General features: G+C 72.8%; 10 protein-coding genes. 5 read left to right on the forward strand and 5 right to left on the reverse strand.

Going from position 1 to position 11,542, the window contains the following annotated elements:
- The first annotated feature begins 202 nt into the window (after window positions 1-202).
- The gene (gene ddaH / locus QUE38_RS09000; RefSeq protein WP_286311733.1) at window positions 203-988 is read left to right on the forward strand and encodes a dimethylargininase; all 786 of its coding nucleotides are present in this window, start codon (window positions 203-205) and stop codon (window positions 986-988) included.
- Window positions 985-2,307: an ornithine--oxo-acid transaminase gene (gene rocD / locus QUE38_RS09005; RefSeq protein WP_286307543.1), complete on the forward strand. Its 1,323-nt coding sequence runs from the start codon at window positions 985-987 to the stop codon at window positions 2,305-2,307. The genes ddaH and rocD overlap by 4 nt, the downstream gene beginning before the upstream one ends.
- Before the next feature lie 20 nt (window positions 2,308-2,327).
- Here rocD and QUE38_RS09010 read toward each other — a convergent pair whose 3' ends face one another.
- Window positions 2,328-3,599 (reverse strand): MFS transporter, encoded by a 1,272-nt coding sequence (locus QUE38_RS09010; RefSeq protein WP_286307544.1) that lies wholly within the window; start codon window positions 3,597-3,599, stop codon window positions 2,328-2,330.
- 101 nt (window positions 3,600-3,700) lie between these two features.
- Between QUE38_RS09010 and QUE38_RS09015 the strand changes: the two genes are divergently transcribed.
- Together QUE38_RS09015 and QUE38_RS09020 are read left to right on the forward strand one after the other, a co-directional pair.
- Window positions 3,701-5,218, forward strand: a complete 1,518-nt coding sequence (locus tag QUE38_RS09015; RefSeq protein WP_459076948.1) for a peptide MFS transporter — start codon at window positions 3,701-3,703, stop codon at window positions 5,216-5,218.
- A 20-nt stretch (window positions 5,219-5,238) separates the two neighbouring features.
- Window positions 5,239-6,066: a polyprenol monophosphomannose synthase gene (locus QUE38_RS09020; protein ID WP_286307547.1), complete on the forward strand. Its 828-nt coding sequence runs from the start codon at window positions 5,239-5,241 to the stop codon at window positions 6,064-6,066.
- On the opposite strand, the gene QUE38_RS09025 is transcribed toward QUE38_RS09020, so the two are convergent.
- On the reverse strand, window positions 6,001-7,200 hold the full coding sequence (locus QUE38_RS09025; protein WP_286307548.1) for an ROK family protein: 1,200 nt from the start codon (window positions 7,198-7,200) through the stop codon (window positions 6,001-6,003). The two genes, QUE38_RS09020 and QUE38_RS09025, sit on opposite strands and share 66 nt — an antisense overlap.
- Before the next feature lie 85 nt (window positions 7,201-7,285).
- Window positions 7,286-7,885, reverse strand: a complete 600-nt coding sequence (locus tag QUE38_RS09030) for a TetR/AcrR family transcriptional regulator (protein WP_286307552.1) — start codon at window positions 7,883-7,885, stop codon at window positions 7,286-7,288.
- Window positions 7,886-8,026: 141 nt separating this feature from the next.
- On the opposite strand from QUE38_RS09030, the gene QUE38_RS09035 reads away from it, so the two are divergent.
- Complete coding sequence (locus QUE38_RS09035) at window positions 8,027-10,282, forward strand: glycoside hydrolase family 3 C-terminal domain-containing protein (protein WP_286307554.1); 2,256 nt, start codon at window positions 8,027-8,029, stop codon at window positions 10,280-10,282.
- 53 nt (window positions 10,283-10,335) lie between these two features.
- On the opposite strand, the gene QUE38_RS09040 is transcribed toward QUE38_RS09035, so the two are convergent.
- Both QUE38_RS09040 and QUE38_RS09045 read right to left on the reverse strand, forming a co-directional pair.
- Window positions 10,336-10,953, reverse strand: coding sequence for a TetR/AcrR family transcriptional regulator (locus QUE38_RS09040; RefSeq protein WP_286307557.1), 618 nt, complete (start codon window positions 10,951-10,953; stop codon window positions 10,336-10,338).
- 122 nt (window positions 10,954-11,075) lie between these two features.
- The gene (locus tag QUE38_RS09045; RefSeq protein ID WP_286307559.1) at window positions 11,076-11,444 is read right to left on the reverse strand and encodes a DUF2255 family protein; all 369 of its coding nucleotides are present in this window, start codon (window positions 11,442-11,444) and stop codon (window positions 11,076-11,078) included.
- Window positions 11,445-11,542: the final 98 nt, after the last annotated feature.

Genomic DNA, 11,542 nt, shown 5'->3' on the forward strand with positions numbered 1-11,542 from the left:
ACCCTGCGGCGTCGCCGCGGCTGCCGGTCCTCGCCGGCACCGTCGCACCGCCGCCCCGAGTGAAGGAGGCGCGATGTCGATCGCTACCGACCACCCCACCGACGACCGGACCCTGACCGCCGCCGAGTCGGTCGGCCCGACCGCCGAGACCGCGACCACCACCGACCGCCCCGAGCGCACCGCCGTGCGCAAGTCGGTGCTGATGTGCCGCCCCGAGCACTTCACGGTCGTGTACCGCATCAACCCGTGGATGAACCCCGCACTGCCGACCGACACGACCCTCGCCGTGCAGCAGTGGGAGGCCCTCTACGAGACCTACCTGCAGCTCGGGTACGACGTGCAGCTCATCGACCCGGTCGAGGGCCTGCCCGACATGGTCTACGCCGCGAACGGCGGCTTCGTGCTCGACGGCATCGCCTACGGCGCGAGCTTCACCCACCCCGAGCGCCAGGCCGAGGGCCCCGCCTACATGGACTGGTTCGGCGACGCCGGCTTCGACGTACGCCGCCCGCTCGAGATCAACGAGGGCGAGGGCGACTTCCTGCTCGTCGGCGACGCGATCCTCGCGGGCACCGGGTTCCGCAGCGACTCGCGTTCGCACGAGGAGATCGGGCGCGTGTTCGGCCGCGAGGTCGTCACCCTCCGCCTCATCAACCCCAGCTACTACCACCTCGACACCGCGCTCGCCGTGCTCGACCCGACGCCCGGCCGCGAGCACATCGCCTACCTGCCGAGCGCGTTCGACGAGGCATCCCGCACCCTGCTCGAGGCCCGCTACCCCGACGCGATCATCGTGTCGGAGGAGGACGCGGCGATCCTCGGCCTCAACTCGTTCAGCGACAACCGCAACGTCGTGATCGCGTCGCGCGCCACCGGCTTCGCCGAGCAGCTGCGCGCCAACGGCTACACCCCGATCGGCGTCGACCTCTCCGAGCTGCTGCTCGGCGGCGGCGGCGTCAAGTGCTGCACCCTGGAGCTGCGCCGATGACCACCAACCAGACATCCCGCGCCGCCGAGACCCCCGAGTTCGGAGTGGCATCCGAGGTCCCCGGGTTCGGTGGGCATCCTTGGGCAGGGACCTCGGATGCCACTCCGAACCCCACGGACAACGCCATCGCCCTCGAGGAGGCGCACGCGGCGCACAACTACCACCCGCTCCCGGTCGTCGTCGCATCCGGCGAGGGCGCCTGGGTCACGGATGTCGAGGGGCGACGCTACCTCGACTGCCTCGCCGCCTACTCGGCGGTGAATTTCGGCCACGGGCATCCGCAGCTGCTCGCCGCCGCGCACGAGCAGCTGGACCGCATCACGCTCACGAGCCGCGCGTTCCACAACGACCGGCTCGGGCCGTTCGTGACCGAGCTCGCCGAGCTCGTCGGCATGGACATGGTGCTGCCGATGAACACGGGCGCCGAGGCGGTCGAGTCGGCGATCAAGGTCGCTCGCGCGTGGGGGTACCGGGTCAAGGGCGTGGCGCCGGATGCCGCGAACATCGTCGTGATGGCCGGCAACTTCCACGGCCGCACCACCACGATCGTCTCGTTCAGCGACGACCCCGACGCGCGCGCCGACTTCGGTCCGTTCACGCCGGGCTTCCGGGCGGTGCCGTACGGCGACGCCGACGCGGTGGCCGACGCGATCGACGCGAACACGGTCGCGGTGCTCGTCGAGCCGATCCAGGGCGAGGCGGGCATCGTCGTGCCGCCGGTCGACTTCCTGCCGCGGGTGCGAGAACTGTGCGACGCGCGCCACGTGCTGCTCATCGCCGACGAGATCCAGTCGGGGCTCGGCCGCACCGGCTCGACGCTCGCGTGCGAGCTCGTCGACGTGCGCCCCGACCTCGTGACGCTCGGCAAGGCGCTCGGCGGCGGCATCGTGCCGGTGTCGGCCGTCGTCGGCGGCAGCGAGGTGCTCGGCGTGCTCCGGCCGGGCGAGCACGGCTCGACGTTCGGCGGCAACCCGCTGGCGGCCGCCGTGGGCCTCGAGGTGGTGCGGATGCTCGCGAGCGGCGAGCCGCAGGCCCGGGCGCGCGAACTGGGTGCGCGGCTGCGCGCGCGGCTCGACGCGATCGTCGGCCGGGGCGTGGTCGCCGTGCGTGGCGCCGGTCTCTGGGCGGGCATCGACATCGACCCCGTGCTCGGCACGGGCCGCGAGGTCTGCGAGGCGCTCATGCGCCGTGGCGTACTGGCGAAGGACACCCACGGGTCGACGATCCGCCTCGCGCCGCCGATCGTCGTCGAGGCATCCGACCTCGACTGGGCCGTCGACCAGCTGGAGGCCGTGCTCGCCGAGCTCGCCGCCCGCTGAGCTCGCCGCCCGCCGACGGCTCAGCGCCGGCGCTCGGCCACGCGGGTCGCGGTGACGGCGAGCACGAGGAACGTCGTCGTGCTGCCCACGAGCACCGCGATCGGCAGGGTCCAGCCCGACGTCGCCTCGTGCAGCGCACCGAGCACGGGCGGACTGAGCGCGGCGATCAGGTAGCCGCCGCCCTGCACGATGGCCGACATGCCACCGGCCTCGCGGTCGGTCCGCGCATGCCGCACGATCAGCGTGAAGATCACCACGAACCCGCCGCCCTGGGCGATTCCGCCGAGGAACTCCCAGACGAGGTAGGCCTCGGGTGCCAGCAGCAGCCCGACCGGCAGGCTCACCCAGAGCGAGCCGACGACGGCCGCCGGCACCCACTGCGGCGCGCGGGCGCCGAGCAGCGGCACGCCGAGCGCCCCGATGATCGCCGCGACCTGGAAGATGGACGAGGCGGCGCCGGCCGCGATCTCGCCGATGCCGCGCAGGTCGGCGAGCATGGTCGGCAGCCAGCTCGTGACCCCGTAGTACCCCCAGGCCTGCGCCGCGAAGGCGGCCGTCAGCACCCAGGTGAGCGGGTTGCGCCAGGCCGAGACGGATGCCCCGGGGCCGGAGCCCGGACCGCCGCGGTCATCGATGACCGCGATCCCGCCGGTCAGCAGCTCCGTCGTGGTGAGCGACGGGTCGCTGTCGGCTGCCGCCGCTCCGACGCGTCGCCGCCGACGCAGGTACGCGCCCCAGACGACGAGCGCGGCGAGCACGAACACGCCCCAGGCCGCCGTCGCGATCCGCCACCCGACGAGGTCGGCGAGCGGCGCGGTCGCGAGCGAGGTGATCATCGTGCCGACGTTGAGCATGGCGGTGTAGACGCCGGTCACGAGCGCGGCGCGCTCGGGCGGCACGTCGCGCCGGATGACGACCGGGATGACCACGTTGCCGATCGTGATGGAGACGCCGATCACGAGCATGCCGGCGAACGCGGCGGGCACACCGCCGGCCGAGCGCAGCACGGTGCCGGCGAGCACCCCGAGCAGCGCGATGAGCACCGCGCGCTCGGCGCCGCTCAGGCGGATGACGAGCGCCGCGACGGGCGTGGCGAGCGCGAAGCACAGCACCGCGAGGGTGGTGAGCAGCCCCGCCGTGGCGGGCGTCAGGCCGAGATCGGCCTCGATGCGCTCGAGCACCGGCGCGAGCGCCACGATCGGGGCGCGCAGGTTGAGCGCGACGAGCATGATGCCCGCCGTGAGCAGCCACGGGAACGCGCGGGCCGCGGCGTCCCGGGATGGAGGTGTCACTGCGCTCGATCGTACGCGGTGGCGTCGGCGCCGCGCCGGGCTCGTGGCATCCGTCGCCCTCGCTCTCGACCCGCGGGGCACGACGGGCATAGCATGACGCCATGAGCGACGACGTCGCGAAGCCGGCGCCGGGGGACGCGAGTCCGTCGGAGGGGGAGCCGAGACTGCCGGGGGTCGGCACGCAGGACGACCACGGGTTCTTCGGCCAGCCCCGCGCGCTCGCGAACATCTTCGGCGTGGAGATGTGGGAGCGCTTCAGCTTCTACGGCATGCAGGGCATCCTGCTGCTCTACCTCTACTACTCCGCGTCCGAGGGCGGCCTCGGCATGGAGCAGTCGACGGCGGCGGGCATCGTCGGCGCGTACGGCGGCGCGGTCTACCTGTCGACCGTGCTCGGCGCGTGGATCGCCGACCGGCTGTTCGGCTCCGAGCGCGTGCTCTTCTGGAGCGCCGTGGTCATCATGCTCGGTCACATCGCGCTCGCGCTGCTGCCCGGGTTCTGGGGCGTCGGCGTCGGGCTGATCCTCGTCGCGCTCGGCAGCGGCGGACTGAAGGCGAACGCCACGGCCGTCGTCGGCACGCTCTATCGGCCCGAGGACCCGCGCCGCGACGCGGGGTTCTCGCTGTTCTACCTGGGCATCAACCTCGGCGCGTTCCTCGGGCCGCTGCTGACCGGCCTGCTGCAGTCCAACCTCGGCTTCCACTGGGGCTTCGGGCTCGCGGCGGTCGGCATGGCGATCGGGCTCATCCAGTACTCGTTCGGTCGCCGTCGCATCCCCGACATCGCGCGCGAGGTGCCGAACCCGCTGCCGCGGGATCGCCGCATCATCGCGGTCGTCATCGCCGCGATCGCGATCGTGCTGGTCGTCGTCGGCGTGCTGCTCGGCCTCATCACGGCCGACAACCTCGTGACCCTCGTCATCGCGGGCACCGTGATCGCCGCGATCGCGTACTTCGCCGTGATCCTCACGTCGCAGCGCATCACCGGCACCGAGCGATCGCGCGTGTACGGATTCATCCCGCTGTTCATCACGAGCGTCGGGTTCTGGTCGCTGTACCAGCAGCAGTTCACCGTGCTCACGATCTACTCCGACGAGCAGCTCGACCGCACCATCCTCGGCTGGGAGATGCCGGTGCCGTGGGTGCAGGCGATCAACCCGATCTTCATCATCATCCTGTCCGGCGTGTTCGCCGCGCTCTGGACGAAGCTCGGCACCCGCCAGCCGTCCACGCCGGTGAAGTTCGCACTCGGCACGGTCGTCATGGGCGTGGCGTTCCTGCTCTTCCTGCCGTTCGCCGACGGCGGGAAGAACTCCACGCCGCTGCTCTGGATGGTGCTCATCCTCTTCACCTTCACGGTCGCCGAGCTGCTGCTCTCCCCGGTCGGGCTGTCGGTGGCGACCAAGCTCGCGCCCGCGATCTTCCGCACCCAGATGGTGGCGCTGTTCTTCCTGTCGATCGCACTCGGCACGTCGATCGCGGGCCTGCTCGCCGAGTTCTACACGAGCGTGAACGAGGCGACGTACTTCGGCGTGCTCGGACTGATCGCGATCGCGATCGGCGCCTCCCTGTTCCTGGCGGTGCGGCCGGTACTCACACTCATGCGCGGGGTGCGCTGACCCGCGGATACGATGACGGGATGACGCTCCCGCTCGTGGTGATCCCCACGTACGACGAGCGCGACAACATCGGCCCGATCATCGCGCGCGTCCGTGCCGCGGTGCCCGAGGCATCCGTGCTCGTGGTCGATGACGCGTCACCCGACGGCACCGGCGAGCTCGCCGACGAGATCGCCGCGACCGACGCCGCCGTGCACGTGCTGCACCGCACGGGCAAGCAGGGCCTCGGCGCCGCCTACCTCGCGGCCTTCGATTGGGCGCTCGAGCGCCGCTTCGACCCGATCGTGCAGCTGGACGCCGACGGGTCGCACCTGCCCGAGGAGCTGCCGCGACTGCTGGCACGGCTCGAGGCGACGGATGCCTCCCAGGCGGCCCCCGACCTCGTCGTGGGGTCGCGCTGGGTCGACGGCGGCTCCGTGGAGAACTGGCCGGCGTATCGGCAGGCGATCTCGCGCGTCGGCAGCGCGTACGCGCACCTCATGCTGCGGCTGCCCGCACGCGATGCGACCGCGGGGTACCGCGTCTTCCGTGCCGACGCGCTGCGGCGCATCGACCTGGCCGACGTGCACACCCGCGGGTACGGGTTCCAGGTCGACGTGCTCTGGCACGCGCACCGGGCCGGCCTCGTCGTGGTCGAGGAGCCCGTGCGGTTCGTCGAGCGCGAGCGGGGTGCGTCGAAGATGAGCGTCGGCATCGCGGTGGAGGCGGCGGCCCGGGTCACGTGGTGGGCGATCCGCGCGCCGTGGACGCGTCGGCCCGCCGATGCGGGCTCGGCCGGTCGGTCAGACCGCCAGGTGCAGCGGGTCGGCGAGCAGCCGCGTCCGGGCGGTGGCGAACCCGCCGAGTAGCGCCGCGTCGGGCCCGGCGGCGCCGGCGACCACGAGCGGCGCCTGCTCGGTGTCGGCCGCGAGGAAGCCGTCGGTCGCGACCGCGTCGGCGATGTCGCCGACCAGGTCGCCCCAGTAGCCGCCGATCACGATGACCTCGGGGTCGAGCACCGCGTCGAGGGCGCGCAGCGCGCGGCCGATCCAGAGCACGGCGTCGTTCCACGACCACACGGCGGGCTGGTCGTTCGCCGCGATCTGCTCGCGCAGCTCGTCGAGCGCGGCGGCGAGCCCGTGCTCGCGGCGGAGTTCGGTCAGGCCGGCACGCTCGAGCACGATCTCGGGGCCGGCGATGGTGACGAGGCATCCGAGTTGCCCGCATCGGCACGGCACCCCGGTCGGGTCGATCGCGATGTGGCCGAAGGAGCCTGCGGAGGCGTGCGCGCCCGCGGCGGGAACGCCGCCTGCGACGATCGCGCCGGCGAGGCCGGTGTGGCCGGAGAGGTAGAGGAAGTCGTCGAGGCCGTCGAGCGCGTCGCGCTCGGCACGTGCCGCCGCGGCGCCCTCGCCGATCAGCGCGACACCATTCGGCAGCGCGGGCTCGAGCTCGCCCAGCCGGGGCAGGCGCTCGCGCAGCCCGCCGAGGACGTCGACGTCGCGCCAGCCGAGCTCGTGGTCGACGCGCACGACCGCGGGTGCGCCACCGACGACGCCGGGTACGACCACGGAGACCGCGCCGACCCTCCGGTCGCGGCTGTCGGCGCCGCCGATCGCCGCGTCGAGTACGGGTGCCAGCACGTCGAGCACGCGATCCGGGTCTTCGAGCGGGCCGCCGTGTCGGGCGGTGAAGCGGGCGAGCTCGTCACCGGAGATGCCGTGCAGCACCGCGACCGCCGTGTCGGCGTCGATGCGCGCGGTGACGATGGCGAGGTCGTCGGTCGCGAGCCGGAGCACCGTCCGGGGCCTGCCGGAGCCGTCGCCGCCGACCGTTGCCTCTCGCACGACACCCGCGTCGATGAGCGTGGTCGTCAGCGTGCGTATCGACCCCTTGGCGATGCCCGTCTCGCGTGCGAGCTCGGTGCGCGACGACGGCCCGTCGGCCGCGAGGCGCCCCACGACGAGTGCGAGGTTGCGCGTGCGCTCGTCCGGATCGGCCATGCGGGTGGCGTGCTGCTGGTCCCCGGTCCGTTCCCCTCGGATCATGTCGCCAGCATGGCACAGGGGTGCGCCCGTGCGGCAGACCCTACCCGGCGGCGCGCGACCCCTGTCCGGGGGTGGCGAGCAGCCCGACGAGGTACTCGAGGTGCGCGGCCATGTCGAGCTCGGGCTCGAGCAGCCACTGCACCTGGAGGCCGTCGGCAGCGGCGGCGAGCAGCGCGGCGGCGCGCTCTGCATCGAGGTCGGCGGGCAGCTCGCCCGCGTCGCGGCGGGCGCGGAGCAGCTCCGCCATCGTCGCGCGGAACAGGCGGTACCGCTCGACGAAGTAGTCGTGGGCGGGGTGCGACGGGTCGGCCGCCTCGATCGAGAGCTGCGCGTAGAGCTGCACGAGCCCGGGTACGGACGCGTTGCCGCGCACGACGTCGACGAATCCCGTGAGCGGCGCGCCGCGATACGGCTCGGCAGCCTCCTCGTCTCGGCGGTCGCGGGTGCGGAGGACCTCGACGAAGAGGTCCTCCTTGGTGCCGAAGTAGTGCAGCAGGCCGGCCTGGCTGAGGCCGACGGCATCGGCGAGCTCCTTGACGGATGCTCCGCGGTAGCCGTTGCGCGCGATCACGTCGAGCGCGGTGGAGAGGATCTCCTCGCGTTTCGCGATGCCCTTCGCGTACGAGCCCCTGCGTGCCATGCGCCTGATCGTAGCGGGCGGCATCCGCTCCCCACCAAAACCGAGCGGGGACTTGAGAATCAAAACCGAGCGTTATATGGTGTTCGCACCGCGTCGCCGCGCCCGCATCCTGCGACCCGGTTCTCAGGACGAAGGAGCATGATGACCGACACGCTGACCCCGGCCGCGGCGAACGGCGACGCGACCGTCGCAGACCTCACCCTCGAGGAGAAGGCATCGCTCACGAGCGGCGCGAGCTTCTGGACGACGAAGGCGATCGACCGGGTCGGCATCCCGTCGATCATGCTCACCGACGGCCCCCACGGCGTCCGCAAGCAGCGCGCGGGCGCCGATCACCTCGGCATCGGCGACAGCGTGCCCGCCACCTGCTTCCCGCCCGCGGTCGCCCTCGGCTCGTCGTTCGACCCCGCGCTGCTCGAGCGCGTCGGCGCCGCCCTCGGTGCGGAGTCGCTCGCCGAGGGCGTGGGCGTGCTGCTCGGCCCGGGCATCAACATCAAGCGATCGCCGCTGTGCGGCCGCAACTTCGAGTACCTCTCCGAAGACCCGCTGGTCTCCGGCGTCATGGGCGCGGCCCTCGTGCGCGGACTCCAGTCGCAGGGCGTCGGCGCGTCGCTGAAGCACTTCGCGGCCAACAACCAGGAGGCCGACCGCATGCGCGTCTCGGCCGACATCGACGAGCGGCCACTCCGCGAGATCTACCTCCGCGGCTTCCAGCGCGTCGTGCAGGACGCCAAGCCGTGGACCGTCATGTGCTCGTACAACCGGCTCAACGGCGTCTACACCTCCGAGGATCCCTGGCTGCTGACGACGGTGCTCCGCGACGAGTGGGGCTTCGAGGGCCTCGTCGTCTCCGACTGGGGCGCCGTGAACGAGCGGGTCACGGGACTCGTCGCCGGCCTCGACCTCGAGATGCCCTCGAGCGGGGGACGCACCGACGCGCAGCTCGTCGCCGCGGTCCGCACGGGCGAGCTCGACGAGTCGGCGCTCGACCTGGCCGCGCAGCGCAACCTCGATCTCGTCCGCAAGGCCGTGGCCGGAGCGAGGGCGGATGCCTCCTACGACGTCGACGCCCACCACGCGCTCGCTCGCGAGGTCGCCGCCGCGAGCATCGTGCTGCTGCGCAACGAGGGCGGCGCGCTGCCGCTCGCGCCCGGGGCATCCGTCGCCGTCGTCGGCGAACTGGCCCGCACCCCGCGCTACCAGGGCGCGGGCTCGTCGCTCATCAACCCGACGAAGCTCGACGACGCGCTCACCGAGATCCGCGCGATCGCCGGTGCCGACGTGCCGTTCGCGGCCGGCTACGCCGCCGACGGCACGGTCGACGACGGCCTCGTGGACGAGGCCGTGGCCGCCGCATCCGCCGCCGGCACCGTGCTGCTCTTCCTCGGCGTGCCCGCCGAGCTCGAGTCGGAGGGCTTCGACCGCGACGACATCGAGCTGCCCGCCGCGCAGCTCGAACTCGCCGAGCGCGTGATCGCGGCCAACCCGAACACGGTCGTCGTACTCTCCAACGGCGGCGTAGTGCGCCTGCCGTTCGCCGACCGGGTCGCCGCGATCGTCGAGGGCTGGCTGCTCGGCCAGGCCGGCGGCGGTGCCGTGGCCGACGTGCTCTACGGCCGGGTCAACCCGTCCGGCCGCCTCGCCGAGACGATCCCGCACCGCCTCGAGGACAGCCCCGCGTTCCTCGACTTCCCGGGCGAGCACTCGCACGTGCGGTACGGCGAGGGCCTGTTCGTCGGCTACCGCTGGTATGACGCGCGCGCCATCGACGTGGCGTTCCCGTTCGGGCACGGCCTGTCGTACACGAGCTTCGGCTACTCGGATGCCTCGGCCGAGGCGACCGTCGACGGCATCGTCGTGCGCGTGACCGTGACCAACACCGGCGACCGCGACGGCGCCGAGGTCGTGCAGGTCTACTCGGCGCTGCCGGGCTCCGGTGTGGTGCGCGCCCCGCGCGAGCTCAAGGGGTTCGCGAAGGTGTTCGTGCCGGCGGGCGAGTCGCGCGTCGCCGAGGTGCGGGTGCGCCGCGAGGACCTCGCCTACTGGGACACGCGCGCCGACGCGTGGATCGTCGAGGGCGGCGCGTACGAGGTGTCGATCGGGGCATCCAGCCGCGACCTGCGCGCCGTCGTCTCGGTCGAGGTGGCGGGCGACGACGTCCGCGCCCCGCTCACCATGGACTCGTCCATCGGCGAGATCGTCGCGCACCCCGTGGCCGGTCCGATCGTGATGCAGGCGTTGGCGGGCGACGGCGACACCGGCGCGCTGGTCTCCGACCCGGGCATGTTCAAGATGATGGCGTCCTTCCCGATCGGACGGCTGGCCTCCTTCCCGGGCATGCCGATCGGCCGCGACGACGTGGAGCAGCTCCTCGCGGCGGCGAACGCCGGCGCGTAGCATCCGCTCGCTGTCGTGGGGTCGGGCCGTCGTGCTCGGCCCCACGCGCAGGTTCAGCCCGTGAAGTCGACGACCTCGTGCAGGAACCGGCGCACCTCGGCGGCCATGTCCACCGACCCCGGGTCGAGCAGCCACTGCACCTGGAGGCCGTCCATGAGGGCGACCGTGCGGCGGGCGGCCGAATCGGGCGACGTGCCGTTGCGCAGCCGGCCCTGCGCGGCGCAGCCGTCGAACGCCGATGCGAGGCGTTCGACGGTCTCCGCGTACCTGCGCACGAAGTAGTCGTGGGCCGGATGCCCCGGATCGGTCGCCTCGGCCGACAGCGTGCAGTACAGCGCGACCACGCCGGGCACCGAGGCGTTGTAGCGTGCGAGGCCGACGAGGCTCTCGAGGGTCGCGAGCGGGTCGGAGTCGTCCTTCGGGACCACGTCGAGCGCGCGCTGGTCGCGCAGCTCGAGGACGGCCGCGAGCAGGGCGCCCTTGTTCGGGAAGTGGTGCAGCAGGCCCGCCTCGCTCATGCCCACCGCGGTCGCGATGTCGCGGATCGAGCCCGAGCGGAAGCCGCCGCGGGCGAACACGTCGAGGGCGGCGTCGAGGATGGCCGCGCGCGTCGCCTTCGTCTTCGCGTAGGGACCGCGCTTGCGCGTGGTCGCAGCGACCCGGTCGGCCATGCTCGCGCCTCCTGCCTCGTCGCAGACGAGCGTACCGGTGAGGCGCTGCCCTCGTGGGCTCCAGACCCGTCGACAGCCTGCGCTCTGAGCGCTGGGAACGCAGGAATTCGACGGGTCTCGGGTCAGGCGGCGGGTTCGACGCGGAGGGTGGTCGCGACCGCAGACGGCACGACCATCGCGCGGGTCGGGCCGGTGTCGCCGTACTTGTCGAAGAACGCCGCGTCGATCTCGTCGTCGTGCGCGTGGTCGGTCGCGTAGACGACGTCGCGCGCCGTTCCGGTCCAGTCGATCGCGCCGGCGAGGGTGCGCAGCACTCCCTGGTACCACTTGCCGTCGGCGCCCTTGTAGGAGCGCACGTACAGCGCGCCGTCGACGACGACGGCCCACACGATCGTGAGCGGGCGGAGCGACCCGTCCTTCCGGCGGCCGGCGACGCGGATCTCCTGCGTGCGGTCGAGCGAGTCGAGTTCCTCGGGGGTCCACGTGGGCATGGTGCTTCCTCTCGTCATGGACGGTGACTCCTACTCTGCGCCATCGGGTGCCGCTGAGACAGGCACCGCCGGTACCTGTCTCGGCAGACACTCCCGCG

The organism is Agromyces mangrovi, assembly GCF_030296695.1.
Lineage (GTDB): Bacteria > Actinomycetota > Actinomycetes > Actinomycetales > Microbacteriaceae > Agromyces > Agromyces mangrovi.